12 protein-coding genes are annotated in these 17,321 nt (G+C 61.4%); 9 read left to right on the top strand and 3 right to left on the bottom strand.

Translation table 11 applies throughout. From position 1 onward, the window contains the following. The first annotated feature begins 53 nt into the window (after positions 1-53). Positions 54-4,880, top strand: a complete 4,827-nt coding sequence (locus tag ACKUG4_RS19560; RefSeq protein WP_445434638.1) for an NEL-type E3 ubiquitin ligase domain-containing protein — start codon at positions 54-56, stop codon at positions 4,878-4,880. Positions 4,881-4,898: 18 nt separating this feature from the next. Here the strand turns inward: ACKUG4_RS19560 and mnmC are convergent, their stop codons facing one another. After that, positions 4,899-6,878: a bifunctional tRNA (5-methylaminomethyl-2-thiouridine)(34)-methyltransferase MnmC2/FAD-dependent 5-carboxymethylaminomethyl-2-thiouridine(34) oxidoreductase MnmC1 gene (gene mnmC / locus ACKUG4_RS19555; protein ID WP_445434637.1), complete on the bottom strand. Its 1,980-nt coding sequence runs from the start codon at positions 6,876-6,878 to the stop codon at positions 4,899-4,901. A gap of 173 nt (positions 6,879-7,051) precedes the next feature. Between mnmC and pap the strand changes: the two genes are divergently transcribed. Next, positions 7,052-8,566, top strand: coding sequence for a polyphosphate:AMP phosphotransferase (pap, locus tag ACKUG4_RS19550; RefSeq protein WP_085612157.1), 1,515 nt, complete (start codon positions 7,052-7,054; stop codon positions 8,564-8,566). Positions 8,567-8,668: 102 nt separating this feature from the next. Beyond that, positions 8,669-9,853, top strand: a complete 1,185-nt coding sequence (locus tag ACKUG4_RS19545) for a thiolase family protein (RefSeq protein ID WP_445434636.1) — start codon at positions 8,669-8,671, stop codon at positions 9,851-9,853. Between the two features lie 137 nt (positions 9,854-9,990). Here ACKUG4_RS19545 and ACKUG4_RS19540 read toward each other — a convergent pair whose 3' ends face one another. Next, positions 9,991-10,185: a DUF6316 family protein gene (locus ACKUG4_RS19540; RefSeq protein WP_064598468.1), complete on the bottom strand. Its 195-nt coding sequence runs from the start codon at positions 10,183-10,185 to the stop codon at positions 9,991-9,993. 214 nt (positions 10,186-10,399) lie between these two features. On the opposite strand from ACKUG4_RS19540, the gene ACKUG4_RS19535 reads away from it, so the two are divergent. Then, on the top strand, positions 10,400-11,359 hold the full coding sequence (locus tag ACKUG4_RS19535; protein WP_039770584.1) for a DMT family transporter: 960 nt from the start codon (positions 10,400-10,402) through the stop codon (positions 11,357-11,359). Positions 11,360-11,395: 36 nt separating this feature from the next. Here the strand turns inward: ACKUG4_RS19535 and ACKUG4_RS19530 are convergent, their stop codons facing one another. Further along, a complete protein-coding gene (locus ACKUG4_RS19530) occupies positions 11,396-12,790 on the bottom strand; it encodes a class II fumarate hydratase (RefSeq protein ID WP_064598467.1) in 1,395 nt (464 codons plus the stop codon). Between the two features lie 193 nt (positions 12,791-12,983). Here ACKUG4_RS19530 and ACKUG4_RS19525 point away from each other — a divergent pair, with 193 nt between their 5' ends. The 5 genes from ACKUG4_RS19525 to ACKUG4_RS19505 all read left to right on the top strand — a co-directional run bounded on the left by ACKUG4_RS19525 (position 12,984) and on the right by ACKUG4_RS19505 (position 17,321). Then, positions 12,984-13,502 carry a DUF2059 domain-containing protein gene (locus tag ACKUG4_RS19525; RefSeq protein WP_007950895.1) on the top strand — a complete coding sequence of 173 codons (519 nt, stop codon included), beginning with the start codon at positions 12,984-12,986 and terminating at the stop codon, positions 13,500-13,502. 12 nt (positions 13,503-13,514) lie between these two features. Then, the gene (locus ACKUG4_RS19520; protein ID WP_007950896.1) at positions 13,515-13,814 is read left to right on the top strand and encodes a BolA family protein; all 300 of its coding nucleotides are present in this window, start codon (positions 13,515-13,517) and stop codon (positions 13,812-13,814) included. A 117-nt stretch (positions 13,815-13,931) separates the two neighbouring features. After that, the gene (gene trhO, locus ACKUG4_RS19515; RefSeq protein ID WP_085647494.1) at positions 13,932-14,873 is read left to right on the top strand and encodes an oxygen-dependent tRNA uridine(34) hydroxylase TrhO; all 942 of its coding nucleotides are present in this window, start codon (positions 13,932-13,934) and stop codon (positions 14,871-14,873) included. A gap of 35 nt (positions 14,874-14,908) precedes the next feature. After that, on the top strand, positions 14,909-15,511 hold the full coding sequence (locus tag ACKUG4_RS19510) for a DsbA family protein (RefSeq protein WP_172829544.1): 603 nt from the start codon (positions 14,909-14,911) through the stop codon (positions 15,509-15,511). Beyond that, positions 15,504-17,321 carry an ABC transporter ATP-binding protein gene (locus ACKUG4_RS19505; protein WP_445434635.1) on the top strand — a complete coding sequence of 606 codons (1,818 nt, stop codon included), beginning with the start codon at positions 15,504-15,506 and terminating at the stop codon, positions 17,319-17,321. The genes ACKUG4_RS19510 and ACKUG4_RS19505 overlap by 8 nt, the downstream gene beginning before the upstream one ends.

Genomic DNA, 17,321 nt, shown 5'->3' with positions numbered 1-17,321 from the left:
CAGGCAGGATCGTTAAGGTAATGGTTCCAAAGTGCGATAAAGGAATATTGCCCATGTCGAATACGCAGTCGGATACTGCGACACCGCTGACCCAGGAACAGATACTGGTTTTTTTGCTGGAAGCCACCGGCGATCTGGATACTGCCCAGGCCTTGCAGAAAATCCTGCCCCCCAGCCTTCTGAAAGGTTCCAGCTCTGCACTCGCCGCGCTGGACCAGACCGCGCGTGAGTTACACGCCGCTCAGGCGAAGGTCGAAGCCGATCTTGGCCGCTTGCAACCTTTGAACAGCTTTTGCGCCGCGCTGTTGACCAGCGCCCTGAAAGCTCGCTGGCCAGTGCAGTTCGATGTCGAAAAAGACTATCTGGAGCTGCCTGGGGAGTACTGTGGTTGCGAGCCCGTCACCCCGCCCGGCGGAGGATCGCCGGTCACGCCGCCGGCAACGCCGACGCTTCTGGAAGCGGCGATGCAAAACTTCACGGAGCGGGAGGCACAGGACGATTTTTTCCCCGCAGGCAGTGTCGTGCGCATCTCTGGCCATCCTGCAGGGATTGCGGGCCTGACACCCACCGCGTTCGCCGGACTCTGTCGCGAGCTCGATCTGGGGCAGAAATACCAACAGCATTTTCAAGAGGTATTCGGTATCACCCAGGTTGATGGCAAACCGGTTGCCACCGGTTCCATGATCCGCAACATCATCGACCTGAAAAAACAGTTGATGCGACTGGATCTGCATCTGGCACTGTTGAATGCACACATCAGCCAGGGCGCATACGAAAGCCTGGAGCGCCTGCTCGAGGCCGGTGGTATCGCTGATGCCAAAAGCCTGAATTACCAGGGCCGGCCGCTGCTCATGCAAGGCATCGAACTGTTCGATTGTTGCATCTGGGGCATCGTGGTGTTTTCCGAGCGCTCGGTCGAGTCGGACCCGGATCAATGGTGTCTGGTGTACATGCCCGGCTCGCCCTCTCAACCGTTGTACGAGTATGCGAGTTTCTCGGCGTTTCTCGTTTACCTGGAATACCAATTGGGGACGGCCAGTTACAGGAGCTACTTCACTCATTGCATCGGCGAGGTGGACAAGGCGGATTTCTTCAAAAACTTCGCGGACGCTCGCAGCCTGGGTCGTGCCAAATATTTGCCGATAACCGTGTCGTTGCTCGACTTCATGCACCAGAGCCATATCGGCAAACTGCAGATCGATGCCCGCGCGCTCGCCGTACCGACTGCCGATGTGGATGAAGAGGCGCGCAAGAAGCGCCTGCTCGAATATCTGGAAATTGGTCTGACGGTCGCCAATGTGGCCGGGATTTTCGTGCCGGTCGTAGGGCAACTGATGATGGGGGTTGCCGTGGGGCAAATGCTTGCGGAAGTTTATGAGGGCGTTGAGGACTGGTCGCGGGGAGATCGTGAGGAGGCGTTTTCGCACCTGCTCAGCGTTGCTGAAAACATTGTGCTGATGGTCAGCGTGGGGGCCGGTATCAAGGGCCTGAAAACACTGGCAATCAAGACGGTGCGCAAGCATCCGGATTTCTTCCAGCCGTTCACGGCCATATTGGACCGTGACGGTCAGCCTCGATTGTGGAAACCGCAGCTACTCGGTTATGAACAGCCGCTTCCGACAGGTGCCGAACCCGATACTGCAGGCTTGTTCCGGGCGAACGGCAAGCAGTTTGCCCATTTCGACAATCGGGCTTACGAGGTAGCGCTGGAGCCTGCATCCAATACCTGGGAAGTCCAACACCCGGTGCGTGCACAGGCTTATCAGCCGGTATTGAAGCGCAATGATCGCGGAGGCTGGCGTCATGACTTCGAACAGACCGAGCGATGGAGCGGAGCGTACACGCTCAAACGCACTGATCCTGGTCTTGAGGGTTGGGAAGACAGTCGACTGGAGATGGCCCGTCGGTTGACCGACACCCGGATCGATGAGCTGCATCGCCTGAGCGATGACAACCGGCCGCTACCGTCTCGCTTGCAGGACATGATCGAGCGTTTTGGAATCGAGCGCAGAGTGCGCGAATACATCGCTGCCATGGAGCGTGGCGAGGCGAGTGATCCGCGTTACGTCAACGAACAGCTGCATGCTTTACCCCGGCTTGCGAAGTGGCCGGCCGATCGCTACATCAAAGTCGTGGATGAACAAGGGCGAATCACCGCGACCTACCCGCCCGGATCGATCGACGACGATACCGTGAGCCTCATTGTGAAGCATGCGCAACTGGGGAAGGGCGAGTTGCTGCAAGCGGTCGTCGATGTTCTGCGTCCCAAAGAAGTGGAGGTCTTGGTGGGGGCTGACGTAGCCCCGGCCGATGCGAGTCAGCAGTTGGCGAAAGTGATCGGGGCGGCGATCAAGGCCGATCGAAGGTCGACTTTCGACCATCTCTACAGCCGATACGATCAAGACGTTGCCGGAGAATTGCTCAAGTTGCGCAGGACCTTTCCCGATTTGCCGGTGCGCTCCGCCCGGGAGCTGCTCAAACGCACGCCGAGCATTGAACGGATGCGCCTGCGCAGCACCGGGCGGGTGCCCATGGGGTTGGCACAACGGGCGCGTCAGGCTTTGAGCGATGGGCGAGTGGATCGGGCATTGGCAGGTTTTTACCTGGCCGACATCGCCAATGCCGATACAAGGAAACTGGCGATCCGGTTGCTACCCCGTCTCGCAGGCTGGGATCCCGAGTTCTATCTTGAACTGCGGGCGAAATCCTTGAGCGGTCAGCTCCTGGAAACGCTGGGCGAAAAACCGCTGGTTACGTCGAGTTCATGCACGCTGGTCAGACTCGACAATGGTTACGAGGTGTTTGGCAGCGACAGGAAGTCACTCGGCAGGATCGCGGCCGGGCCGGAAGATCTCTATCAGGCGATTCTCAAAGGTCTTTCAGCGCAGCAGCGCAAGGCCATCGGATTTGTGCAACCGACGCCGGAAAATGGCGGGCGCCTGCGCGGCAAACTGTTGGAGAGTGCTCTGGATGAACGTGAGGCATGCGCCCGGGTGTTGGCAGGCGGTCAGTGGCAAGCGGCGACCGCCGAGCCCGTGTGCACGCCTGCCGACTCTCCCGCCGGGTCGAACACTCATTCGCGTCGTTTATTGCGGCAGGTGAAAAAGCTCTATCCCTTGTTTTCTGACGTTCAAGCCAATGAGTTCCTTGACCAGCTGGGCAGCGACCATCTGACCAGGGCGGTCAGGGTCCGACAGTTGCGAGAGGATCTGAGCCGACTGCGGGATGTGATGGACACCTGGGTCCGAGATGAAGCAGCCATGAAGGTCCTGGGCGGTGATCTGAACGAAATTCGCGAATGCCGGCAAATCGTTGCGTTCGAAATCGAAGACTGTTTTCGCCGTTTGATCTCCCTGCCCGATGACGCCGGGCGTCTCGTCTATGGTTTGAAGCTCGATGGCATGCGCTTCGGCAAGTTTCCGACCTTGCCGGTCGATTTGACGTTTGATCATGTCAGGCAATTGTCTCTGCAAGACATGTTGCTGGACGACGATGCCGCTTATTTCCTCAAAGCGTTCACGAACGTCGAGTCCCTTGAACTGGATCGCAATCAGATCACCCGGTTGCCCGAGATCATTTCGCATATGCCGAACCTCAGGCGGCTGAGCCTGGCCGGCAATCGGCTTCAACTCACCGAGCACGCCCTGGTGAAGCTGGCCGGGTTGCGCACCTTGCAAAGTCTGAATCTGAGCGGGAACCCCCTCGGCGCCACGGTGGATGTCCGCAACCTGTTCGATCTGACTTACCTCTCCTTGCGCAATACCCGCGCCACGGAGCTGCCAAAAGGCCTGCAGTTTCTACCCAATCTGGATCGGGTGGATCTGCGGGATAACGAAATCCGTGATCTGCCTGCCTGGCTTTTTGAAACGTCCAGGCGCTTCAGTGAAGCGATCAATTTGCGGCGTAACCCGATTTCCGATGTCAGCAGAACTTACCTTGAAAACTACCGCACGACGGTCGGCGTCGGCATGGGTTACCTGGATAACGATATCGCGCGACTGGACGAAAACCAGGCACGTTCGATCTGGCTGACCGAGACGGGAGGAGAAGAAGGCTCCCGGCATCTGCAGATGTGGAACGCACTCAAGGATGACCCAAGGGCCGAAGGCCTGTTCGCGCTGCTGGCGGAGTTGGGCAATTCCGCCGAGTCAGCCAATGTGCGCGAGGATATGCACCGGCGGGTCTGGACGGTTCTGGATGCTACGCAGGCCGATGCCGAATTGCGGGAGCAGATTTTCGATCTGGCGGCCAACCCGATCAATTGCACGGACAACGCGGCGTTGAACTTCAGCCACCTGGAAGTTGCAGTGCAGGTCCACCATGTGACCCGTGGTCCCAGGGGGCAACGCCCTTCGACGAAGGCGCTGATGAGGCTGGCGAGAGGACTGTTTCGGCTGGAGCAGATCGACCGGATCGCCGCGGAACACGCGCAGGTCCATGCGGCACCTGACCCGCTGGAAGTGACCCTTGCCTATCGCTCCGGTCTTGCGCAGGCACTCGAATTGCCCGGGCAACCTTCGCACATGCATTACGCCTCACTCGCGGAGGTGACAGGGGCGGATCTGGTGGAGGCTATCAATCGAATCCAGACTGCTGAATTGTCTCCCGAGTGGCTGGCGTTTCTGGTTCGCCAGCCTTGGTGGAACGAATACATGAAAAGCAGTTTTGCCCAACAGTTCGACGATGCGCGCGCGCCTCACCAGGAAGAAGCCCTGGCGTTGTTCGAGAAAGCCGAAGAACTCAGCTCGGCCGACTATCTCAGCGAAATGAACCTGTGTGCCGCCCGGCAGGAACAGACGGAAAGCGCCTTGCTCGAGCGGTTGACCGAGCAAGTGCTACGACTGGTCGAGGGCAATATCTGCCTGTTGCCCGGTGGTTGATTCCAATTCCGGATTTGCTCATTTGCCCCGGATCAGCCACCGCAAGGCAAACCGGTTCGGATGACACGCCTCTGCGACACCTCTGGGCAGGGGCAGCGGTTCGTTGTCCAGCCAGGCTGCCAGCAGTTCACCGGACAGTGGCGCGGTGATCAGCCCCCGGGAACCGTGGCCACTGTTGACGTACAGACCGTCCAGCCATGGGCAGGCAATGTCCGGCACTTGCCGGGCATCCTTGCTCAAGGCGCGATAGGCCTCGGTGAAGGCTTCGCGATCGGCGAGCGGGCCGACGATCGGCAGGTAATCGGGGCTGGTGCAACGGAAGGCTGCCCGGCCCTGGAGACTTTCGGCGTCGAGCTCGCTGACGTGCAGGCGCGCGACCAGATCGGTGGAGATCTCTTCGAGCATCGCCAGATTGCCCAGATGTTCGGCGGTGGTCGGGGTCAGGTCGTCGCTGTTGAAATCGAAACTGGCGCCGAGGGTGTGTTCCCCCAGGCGTGCCGGTGCGACGTAACCTTCGGCGCACACGACGCTGGTCAGCGCCTGGCTTTGCGTGGTCTGCGCGAGGCGGGTGATCTGCCCGCGAATGCGCTTGAGGGGCAGGTCGGCGCTCTGGGGGAAACGCTTGATGTCGGCGGCGCCGGCCAGCACCACGACGGGCGCTGTTGCGATCAATCGCTCACCGTCGAAGGCTTGCCACTGACCGTCGACCTTGCGCAACTCCACGGCTTCCTGATGGGGCAGCAGCGTGACGCCCGGTTGTGTCGATTGCGCCTGACACAACGCCGGCGGATGCACCCAGCCGCCCTCGGGGTAATACAAACCGCCATGGGCCAGACCGATCCCGGCGCGGGCCTGTGCCTCGGGTTGATCGAGCCATTGCAGCAGGTCTTCGGGAAACGCGGCCGCCAGTTGCGCCTGACGTTCGCGTTCCTTTTCGTTGAATGCCAGTTGCAGCACGCCGCAGTCGTCCCAATCGGTGCCGCGTTGCAGGGTTTCCAGCAAACGTCGGGTGTAGCCGAAACCGCTGACGATCAACTGCGACAGTGCGGTGCCGTGGGCGGACAGTTTCAGATACAGCACGCCTTGCGGATTGCCCGAGGCTTCCTGCGCCACCGCGTCATGTCGTTCCAGCAGACTGACCTGCCAACCCCGCGTCGCGAGGCTGGCCGCCGTGGCGCAACCAGCCAGACCGGCGCCGATCACCAAGGCACGACGCTCACCGCTCAACGGAGCCGGGCGGGCGAACCACGGTTTGTCTGCCGCGGGTAAAGGAACGTCCTGCGGCCAGCCGAGAAATTCGCCGCGCAGGATCTCCCATTTGTGGCCGATGCCCGGTGTGCGCTTCATCTTGAAACCGGCGGCGTTGAGCAGTCGGCGCACCCAACCGGTGCTGGTGAACGTGCTGATGGTCGAGCCGGGCGCCGCCAGTCGCGCTAGTTCGGCGAACAGTTCGGCGGTCCACATCTCCGGGTTTTTCGCCGGGGCGAAACCGTCGAGAAACCACGCGTCGATCTGGCCGTCCAGTTGCGGCAACTGCTCCAGCGCATCACCGATCAACAGGGTCAGGGTCACGCGGCCGTTATCCAGAACAATGCGCTGAAAGCCTTGATGGATGGCGACGTAATGCTTGAGCAGTTGATCGCAGAAAGGCTTCAGGTCGGGCCACAACGCCAGCGCCCGCTGCAGGTCGGCAGGACTCAACGGAAATTTCTCGACACTGACGAAATGCAGCCGCGCACCGGGCACCGCGTGCTGTTCGAACAACTGCCAGGCACAGAGAAAATTAAGCCCGGTGCCAAAGCCGGTTTCACCGATCACCAGTCGCCCACCCGCCGGCAGTGCGGCGAAGCGCTCGGCCAGACGGTTCTGTTCGAGGAACACGTAGCGGGTTTCATCCAGCCCCGACTGGTCGGAAAAATACACATCGTCGAACACTCGCGAACGCGGGCGTCCCTGGTCATCCCAGTCGAGTTGGGCGTGGGGCATTACAGGTTTCATGGCAGGCTCGGCAACGGCAAGGCGGCCATTCTAGCCGATCACGCAGGCGGCGCTTGATCCATGGCAAGCCTTGCTGACGATCACTCAACGACAATCCGCCGTCGGCGGGAATTTCTGTGCTGCGCCTGTGCCCAATCCGCTAGTCTTGCTGAATCCTGGAAGGAGCCGTCCCTATGTTCGAATCCGCTGAAATCGGTCACGCCATCGACAAAGACACCTATGAAGCCGCCGTGCCCGCCCTGCGTGAAGCCTTGCTCGAAGCCCAGTTCGAGTTGCAGCAGCAGAAGCGTTTCCCGGTGATCATTTTGATCAACGGCATCGAAGGCGCCGGCAAGGGCGAGACGGTCAAGTTGCTCAACGAGTGGATGGATCCGCGCCTGATCGAAGTGCGTACCTTCGATCAGCAGACCGATGAAGAGCTGGCGCGGCCACCGGCCTGGCGCTACTGGCGGATGCTGCCAGCCAAGGGGCGGATGGGGATTTTCTTCGGCAACTGGTACAGCCAGATGCTGCAGGGCCGGGTGCATGGTTTGTTCAAGGATCCGCGACTGGATCAGGCGATTGCCGGCGCCGAGCGCATGGAAAAGATGTTCTGCGATGAAGGCGCGCTGATCTTCAAGTTCTGGTTCCACCTGTCCAAGAAACAGATGAAGGCGCGGCTCAAGGCGTTGGCCGACGACCCGCTGCACAGCTGGCGCATCAGCCCGCTGGACTGGCAGCAATCGCAGACCTACGACAAGTTCGTCAAATACGGCGAACGCGTGTTGCGCCGCACCAGTCGCGATTACGCGCCGTGGCATGTCATCGAGGGTGTCGACCCGCACTACCGCAGCCTGACGGTCGGCAAGATCCTGCTCGAAGGCCTGCAAAATGCCTTGAAGCGTCCCGATGTGCATCCCCATGAGGTCAACGCTGCACCGCTGGGGACTTCCGTCGACCAGTTGAACCTGCTCGACAGCCTCGATCTGACCCAGCGTCTGGACAAGAAAGACTACGAAGAACAATTGATCACCGAGCAGGCAAGGCTGTCGGGGCTGATGCGTGACAAACGCATGCGCCGGCATGCGCTGGTGGCGGTGTTCGAAGGCAACGATGCCGCGGGCAAGGGCGGTTCGATCCGTCGAGTGGCGGCGGCGCTCGATCCGCGCCAATACAGCATCGTGCCGATTGCCGCGCCGACCGAAGAGGAACGGGCGCAGCCGTATCTGTGGCGGTTCTGGCGGCACATTCCGGCGCGGGGCAAGTTCACCGTGTTCGACCGCTCGTGGTACGGCCGGGTGCTGGTGGAGCGGGTCGAGGGCTTTTGCAGCACTGCCGACTGGATGCGCGCTTATGGCGAGATCAATGATTTTGAGGAGCAACTGGCCGACGCCGGGGTGATCGTGGTCAAGTTCTGGCTGGCGATCGACAAGGACACGCAGATGGAGCGCTTCCAGGCGCGCGAAGAAATCCCGTTCAAGCGCTTCAAGATCACCGAAGACGACTGGCGCAACCGTGACAAGTGGGACGCCTACCGTGCCGCCGTGGGCGACATGGTCGACCGCACCAGCACCGAAATCGCGCCGTGGACCCTGGTCGAGGCCAATGACAAGCGCTGGGCCCGGGTCAAGGTGTTGCGCACGATCAACCGGGCGCTGGAAGACGCTTTCGAGAAGTCCGACAAGCGAGCCAAAAAGCACAAGGACTGAACCGATGGGCCCGCATACGCGAGGTGAATGATTGTCGCGGTCGGCGATGGGGGGGACTTATGCTCGGTCCACTCTCAACCGACTGCAACAATGAGGTATGCCATGCGTGAAGTGGTGATCGTCGACAGCGTACGGACCGGCCTGGCCAAGTCCTTTCGCGGCAAGTTCAACCAGACCCGTCCCGATGACATGGCGGCCCATTGCGTCAATGCGTTGCTCTCGCGCAACGACATCGACCCGGCCAGCGTCGAGGATTGCATCGTCGGCGCCGGCTCCAACGAGGGCGCCCAGGGCTACAACATCGGCCGCAACGTGGCGGTGCTCTCGCAATTTGGCACCGGCACCGCCGGCATGACCCTCAACCGTTTCTGTTCTTCGGGGTTGCAGGCGATTGCGATTGCCGCCAACCAGATCGCGTCGGGTTGCAGCGACATCATCGTCGCCGGCGGCGTCGAGTCGATCAGCCTGACCCTGAAAAGCGTCAACACCGATCACATGATCAATCCGTTGCTCAAGCAGCAGACGCCGGGCATCTACTACACCATGGGCCAGACCGCGGAAGTGGTGGCGCGCCGTTATGGCGTCAGCCGCGAGGCGCAGGATCGTTACTCGCTGCAAAGTCAGATCCGCACCGCCCAGGCGCAGGCAGCAGGGCTGTTCAACGATGAAATCGTGCCGATGCCGGTGAAGTACCGGGTTGAAGACAAGAACAGCGGTGAAGTGCAGATCCTCGACGGCATCGTCGACCGCGATGACTGCAATCGTCCGGACACCACCTATGAAAGCCTTGCCGGGTTGAAACCGGTGTTCGCCGAGGACGGTTCGGTGACCGCCGGCAACTCGTCGCAGTTGTCCGATGGCGCCTCGATGACGCTGGTGATGAGCCTGGAAAAAGCCCTGCAACTGGGGCTCAAGCCGAAAGCGTTTTTCCGCGGGTTTACCGTCGCTGGGTGCGAGCCTGACGAAATGGGCATCGGCCCGGTGTTTTCGGTGCCAAAGCTGCTCAAGGCCAAAGGCCTGCAGGTGGCGGATATCGATCTGTGGGAATTGAACGAAGCGTTTGCCTCGCAGTGCCTGTACGCCCGTGATCGTCTGGAAATCGACAACGAGAAGTACAACGTCAACGGCGGCTCGATTTCCATCGGCCACCCGTTCGGCATGACCGGGTCACGGCAGGTCGGGCATCTGGTGCGCGAGTTGCAGCGGCGCAATCTGCGCTACGGGATCGTGACCATGTGCGTGGGCGGGGGGATGGGGGCGACCGGGTTGTTTGAGGCTGTGCGCTAGGCCTTGAACGATGCGTTGACCGGCAAATCGTAATCGCGGGCAAGCCCGCTCCCACAGTGTTCCAGTGTGCTCACAATTCAGTGGCCAACCTGGAACCTGGGGGGAGAGGGCTTGCCCGCGATTGGGTTCAGCACGGCTTATCTGCCGGAATCCAGCAACTGCATCCGCGCGATGTAGGCCTTTATTTCCTGCTCGGCTTTCTCGTGGCTGTCGAACGGCCCTTCGAGGGTGTTTTCCCGGGTGCTGAAATACAGTTCACCGTTGACCCGACACACGCGGTCGCTGCGAAAGTGCGTGGCGGGGGCGGTGTCCTGGGCGCGCATGCCTAACATGTCGGGGTCTCCTTGGTGAATGATGTCCCGGGCTGGATCCAATGAGCTTATGCCTGAACTACTTATCCCGCCCGGCCAGCCGATCAACGGCCCAGCGTCAATTTTCTGCTGCGACCTGCACAGTTTCATTTGCGGCTGAAACGCAACTGTCCCTGTGTAGGGCTGGTCCGTGCGCCTAGAATGAGCGCTCCTGTCTCTGGCGCTTGGGGTTCTCATGCACGTTTCATCGGGTCGTTGGGTGTACGGCATGTTCCTGGCGTTATTGACGGCGTTTCTCTGGGGAATCCTGCCGATCAAGCTCAAGCAGGTGCTGGTGGTGATGGACCCGGTCACGGTGACCTGGTTTCGCCTGCTGGTGTCCGGCGGCTGTCTGTTCATTTATCTGGCGGCGACCAAACGGTTGCCCAGTCGCAAGGTGCTCGGGCCGAAGGGCGGCTGGCTGGTGCTGATGGCGGTGCTCGGGCTGGTGGGCAACTACGTGCTGTACCTCATGGGCCTGAACCTGCTCAGCCCCGGCACCGCGCAACTGGTGGTGCAGATGGGGCCGATCATGTTGCTGATCGCCAGTCTGTTCGTGTTCAAGGAACGCTTCAGCATCGGTCAGGGCATTGGCCTGGCGGTGTTGTTGATCGGTTTTGCGTTGTTCTTCAATCAGCGTCTGGCGGAATTGCTCACCTCTTTATCTGATTACACCGCCGGTGTGTTGCTGGTGCTGCTGGCCTCGACCGTCTGGACCTTCTATGCGCTGGGCCAGAAGCAATTGCTGACGGTGTGGAATTCTTTACAGGTGATGATGGTGATCTACCTGTTCTGCGCCTTGTTGCTGACGCCGTGGGTGCATCCGCTCGAAGCACTGTCGCTGAATCCGTTGCAGGGCTGGCTGCTGCTGGCGTGCTGCATGAACACCCTGATCGCCTACGGCGCGTTTGCCGAGGCGCTGGCGCATTGGGAAGCTTCGCGGGTCAGTGCGACGCTCGCGATCACGCCGTTGGTAACGTTCGGTGCGGTAGCGGTGGCGGCGGGTGTGTGGCCTGAGTATGTGCATGCCGAGCAAATCAATCTGCTGGGGTATGGCGGGGCGGTGCTGGTGGTGCTGGGGTCGGCACTGGTAGCGCTGGGGCCTTCGCTGATTGCCGGGCTCAAGGCCCGGCGGGCGAAACTGTTGGTCGGATGACCTTCCCATGCCGGGCACGGGAAGGATCGGGTTGACTCAGCCCTTGGCACCGGCCTCGATCATGTTCTCCGGCCGCACCCAGGCATCGAACTCCTCATCAGTCAGGTAACCCAGCTCCAGCGCCGCTTCGCGCAGGGTCTTGCCTTCGCTGTAAGCCTTCTTGGCGATTTCCGCCGACTTGTCGTAGCCGATGTGCGGGTTGAGCGCCGTCACCAGCATCAGGCCACGTTCCAGATGGTTCGCCATGACTTCGGCATCCGGCTCAAGGCCGGCAATGCAGTGCTGCTGGAAGTTGCTGCAGCCATCGGCCAGCAGGCGGATCGATTGCAGCAGGTTGTGAATGATCACCGGTTTGAACACGTTCAGTTGCAGGTGACCCTGGCTGGCGGCGATGCCGATCGCCACGTCGTTGCCAAGCACCTGACAGGCGAGCATCGACAACGCCTCGCACTGGGTCGGGTTGACCTTGCCGGGCATGATCGAACTACCCGGTTCGTTGGCCGGCAGGCGCACTTCGGCAAAACCGGCGCGTGGGCCGGAACCCAGCAGGCGCAGGTCGTTGGCGATTTTCATCAGCGCCACGGCGAGGGTTTTCAGGGCACCGGACAGCGTGGTCAGTGGCTCATGGCCGGCGAGGGCGGCGAATTTGTTTGGTGCGGTGACGAACGGCAGGCCGGACAACGCCGCCAGTTCAGCGGCAATCGCTTCGCCGAAGCCGTGGGGCGAGTTGAGTCCGGTGCCGACGGCAGTGCCGCCCTGCGCCAGTTCGCAGACCGCCGGCAACGCCGCGCGAATCGCCCGTTCGGCGTAATCCAGCTGCGCTATGAAGCCGGAGAGCTCCTGGCCGAAGGTGATCGGCGTGGCGTCCATCATGTGGGTGCGGCCGGTCTTGACCAGTTTCATGTGCCGCGCCGACAGCTCGGCCAGACCGCCCGACAGCTCGGCGATGGCCGGCAGCAGTTGGCCCTGCACCGCTTGCGCGGTGGCGATGCTCATGGCCGTGGGGAAGCAGTCGTTGGAGCTCTGCGAGCGGTTGACGTGATCGTTGGGGTGCACCGGCGTCTTGCCGCCGCGTGGGTTGCCGGCCAGTTCGTTGGCGCGGCCGGCGATCACTTCGTTGGCGTTCATGTTGCTTTGCGTGCCGCTGCCGGTCTGCCAGACCACCAGCGGAAACTGGTCGTCGTGTTGGCCGTCGAGCACTTCGTCGGCGGCCTGTTCGATCAGGCGGGCGATGTCGGCAGGCAGGTCGCCGTTGCGGTCGTTGACCCGGGCCGCGGCTTTCTTGATCAGGGCCAGGGCGTGCAGTACCGGCAATGGCATGCGTTCCTGACCGATGGCGAAGTTGATCAGCGAGCGTTGCGTCTGAGCGCCCCAGTAAGCGTCGTCCGGGACCTCGATCTGGCCCAGGCTGTCGGTTTCGATACGGCTCATCGTGCACACTCCTGTTGGTCTGTTTGCGCAGTTTAGGCCGGTGTCGGCCCGGGTGGTTCCATCCGGTCGATTGTTGACCGGCAAATCCCCGCCAATCAAGCGCGGCAAGGGCCGGGGGTTGAGCCGCAGCGTTATTCAGGCGCAGAATGGTCGCCCTTGGGGTTTTACCTCGCCTAGCTGAAAAGGAAACTCGATGACTCGTCTTCGTGCCATCTGTACCGCGGTTGCCCTGGTCTGCGCCAGCGGCCAGGTGCTTGCCGATACCGCCAGCCACAACGCCAGTGCCGAAGCTTTCCTGACCCTGGCACACGCTGACAAGCTGGGCACTCCGGTGTACATGCAGGTTCAGCAGATGTTCGCCCAGCGTTTTGAACAGACCAAGGCGCCGGAATCCAAGAAAGCCGTACTGGATACCTACCAGGCCAAGGCCAACGCCGCTCTGGACCAGGCCATTGGCTGGAACAAGCTGAAACCGGACATGGTCAAGCTCTACACCAGCAACTTCAGCGAATCCGAGCTGAAAGACCTGGTCGCGTTCTACCAGTCGCCACTGGGCAAGAAAGTCTTGGAGAAAATGCCGCAGCTGACCCAGCAATCGGCCCAGATGACCCAGGCCAAGCTGGAAAGCGCCGTACCGGTGGTCAACAAGCTGCTGGACGACATGACCAACGAGCTGGCACCGAAAGGCGCCGCTCCGGCCAAGAAGAAGTAAGCGGAGTTCGTGATGACCATGCAACAACGCATCGAATCGACGCTGGCGCTGCTTCAGCCTGAGCATCTGCAAGTGCTGGACGAAAGCCACATGCACAGTCGCGGGTTGCAGACCCACTTCAAGGCAGTGGTGGTCAGTGCGCAGTTCGAAGGCCTGAACCGGGTCAAGCGCCACCAGAAAGTCTACGGCACGCTCGGCGAGCTGATGGGCGAGTTCCATGCGTTGGCGCTGCACACCTACACCCCGCAGGAATGGGCAGAGACAGGCGTCGCTCCGGCGTCGCCGACCTGTGCCGGCGGCAGCAAGCATTGAGCCTTGCAGCAATGAACTGAGGTTTTTTGCTAGAATCCGCAACGCGCCGCTCACCCGGCGCGTTTTTTTTCGCATCCGGTTCACCCTTTACGAGGGTAGCCACCTGGAGAAATACCCATGACACAACCGATTGTCGTGGCGGCACTGTACAAGTTCGTCACCCTTGAAGATTACGTCAACCTGCGCGAGCCCCTGCTGCAAGCGATGGTCGACAACGGCATCAAAGGCACCCTGCTGATCGCCGAAGAAGGCATCAACGGCACGGTTTCCGGCAGCCGCGAAGGCATCGACGGCCTGCTGGCCTGGCTGCGCAACGATCCGCGCATGGTCGATATCGATCACAAGGAATCGTACTGCGACGAGCAGCCGTTCTATCGCACCAAGGTCAAGCTCAAGAAAGAGATCGTGACCCTGGGCGTCGAAGGCGTCGACCCGAACAAGAAGGTCGGCACCTACGTCGAGCCCAAGGACTGGAACGCACTGATCAGCGATCCGGAAGTGCTGCTGATCGACACCCGCAACGATTACGAAGTCTCGATCGGCACCTTCGAAGGCGCCATCGATCCGAAAACCACCAGTTTTCGCGAATTCCCCGACTACATCAAAGAACACTTCGATCCGGCCGTGCACAAGAAGGTCGCGATGTTCTGCACCGGCGGCATTCGCTGCGAAAAAGCCTCGAGCTACATGCTCGGCGAAGGCTTCGAAGAGGTTTACCACCTCAAGGGCGGCATCCTGAAGTACCTCGAAGAGGTGCCGCAGGAAGAAACCAAATGGCAGGGCGACTGCTTCGTCTTCGACAACCGCGTGACCGTGCGCCATGACCTGAGCGAAGGCGACTACGATCAGTGCCACGCCTGCCGCACCCCGGTCAGCGTTGAAGATCGCGCTTCCGAGCATTACGTGGCCGGCATCAGTTGCCCGCACTGCTGGGACAGCCTGAGCGAGAAGACCCGTCGCAGCGCCATCGACCGCCAGAAACAGATCGAACTGGCAAAAGCGCGCAACATGCCGCACCCGATCGGCTACAACTATAAGCAAGCATCCACCGAGGCTTAATCATGTCTGCACGCCTGCTCTATGTGATGGATCCGATGTGTTCGTGGTGCTGGGGATTTGCCCCGGTCGCCAAGGCATTGGTGGAGCAGGCGCAGGCAGCCGGGGTGGAGTTGCACCTGGTGGTCGGCGGGTTGCGCACCGGCAGTGGAGCGGCGCTGGAACCGACCACCCGGCGCTACATTCTCGAACACTGGCAGGCGGTCACCGAGGCCACCGGCCAGCCGTTCAAATTTGAAGGCGCATTGCCGGACGGTTTTGTCTACGACACCGAGCCTGCCTGCCGGGCCATCGTCACCGCGCGCAGCCTGGCGCCGGATTGCGCGTGGAAACTGGTCGGGTTGATCCAGCACGCGTTCTACGCCGAAGGTCGCGATGTCACCCAGGCCAGCGTTCTGGTGGAGCTGGCCGAGAAGGCCGGCGTCCCGCGCATTGAGTTTGCTGCCCTGTTTGATCATGCCGATCAGCACAAGGCGACCCAGGCCGATTTCAGTTGGGTTCAGGATCTGGGCATCGCCGGATTCCCGACCCTGCTCGCCGAGCGCAACGGCCAACTGGCGTTGCTGACCAACGGCTACCAGCCGCTCAGTGAACTGTCACCGTTGCTCGGCCGATGGCTGGAGCGCGCGGCCTGTGTCTGACCCGACCGATGACACGCAAGCCGTCAAGCGTGTCGACCGGCTGAGCTGGGCTGAAGTCCGGCGACTGGCACTTCATCACAAAAAATCCCTGTGGATTGCCAACGGCGTGGCCGTACTGGCGACGCTGTGCAGCGTGCCGATTCCGTTGCTGCTGCCGTTGCTGGTGGACGAAGTCCTGCTCGGCCACGGCGATGCTGCGCTGAAAGTCATGAACCACGTGCTGCCCTCAATGTGGCAGCAAGCGGCGGGCTACATCGGCCTGATGCTGGTGGTGACGCTGACCCTGCGCTGCAGCGCCCTGTGTTTTGGCGTGTTGCAGGCGCGATTGTTTGCGCGGTTGGCCAAGGACATCGTGTATCGCATTCGCGTGCGTTTGATTGAACGACTCAAACGGATCTCCCTCGGCGAATACGAAAGCCTGGGCAGCGGCACGGTCACCACGCACCTGGTCACCGACCTCGACACCCTCGACAAGTTTGTCGGCGAAACCCTCAGCCGTTTTCTGGTGGCGATGCTGACGCTGGTCGGCACCGCCAGCATCCTGATGTGGATGCACTGGAAACTGGCGCTGCTGATCCTGCTGTTCAACCCGCTGGTGATCTACGCCACGGTGCAGTTGGGCAAGCGGGTCAAGCATCTGAAGAAACTGGAGAACGACAGTACCTCGCGCTTCACTCAGGCGCTGAGCGAAACCCTCGATGCAATCCAGGAAGTGCGCGCTGGCAACCGGCAGGGCTTCTTCCTTGGGCGCCTTGGATTGCGCGCGCAGGAAGTGCGCAACTACGCGGTCAACTCGCAGTGGAAGACTGACGCTTCGAACCGCGCCAGTGGCCTGCTGTTCCAGTTCGGTATCGACATCTTCCGCGCAGCGGCCATGTTGACGGTGCTGTTCTCCGACCTGTCGATCGGTCAGATGCTCGCGGTGTTCAGCTACCTGTGGTTCATGATCGGCCCGGTCGAGCAGCTGCTGAACCTGCAATACGCCTATTACGCGGCGGGCGGTGCGCTGTCGCGGATCAACGAACTGCTGGCCCGCGCCGACGAGCCGCAATACCCCGGCGGCGTCGATCCGTTCAAGGGCCGCGATACCGTCGGGATTCAGGTGCAGGGCCTGAGCTTTGGTTATGGCGATGAACTGGTGCTGGATCAGATGAACCTGTCCATCGCACCGGGCGAGAAAGTGGCGATTGTCGGCGCCAGCGGCGGAGGCAAAAGCACCCTCGTGCAATTGCTCCTGGGTCTGTACACACCGCTGGCCGGCACCATTCGTTTTGGTGGATCGACCCAACAGGAAATCGGCCTGGAAACGGTTCGGGAGAACGTCGCGGTGGTGCTGCAGCATCCGGCGCTGTTCAACGACACCGTACGCGCCAATTTGACCATGGGCCGCACCCGCAGCGACGAAGCGTGCTGGCAGGCGCTGGAAATCGCCCAGCTCGAACCCACCATCCGCGCCTTGCCGGACGGCCTGGACAGCATCGTCGGCCGCTCCGGCGTGCGCCTGTCCGGTGGTCAGCGGCAACGGCTGGCCATCGCGCGGATGATCCTCGCCGAGCCGAAAGTGGTGATCCTCGACGAGGCGACGTCAGCCCTCGACGCCGCCACCGAATACAACCTGCACCAGGCCATGGCGCGCTTCCTCCATGGCCGCACCACACTGATCATCGCCCACCGCCTGTCAGCGGTGAAGCAGGCGGACCGGGTGCTGGTGTTCGACGGCGGGCAAGTGGCCGAGGATGGCGACCATCAGCAACTGATTGCCGATGGTGGGTTGTACGCCAAGCTGTATGGGCATTTGCAGCGACTGTAG

The organism is Candidatus Pseudomonas auctus (assembly GCF_048654275.1).
Lineage (GTDB): Bacteria > Pseudomonadota > Gammaproteobacteria > Pseudomonadales > Pseudomonadaceae > Aquipseudomonas > Aquipseudomonas pharyngis.
The sequence above is the reverse complement of the archived record's forward strand: the minus strand, read 5'-3'. Positions and strand labels throughout refer to the sequence as shown.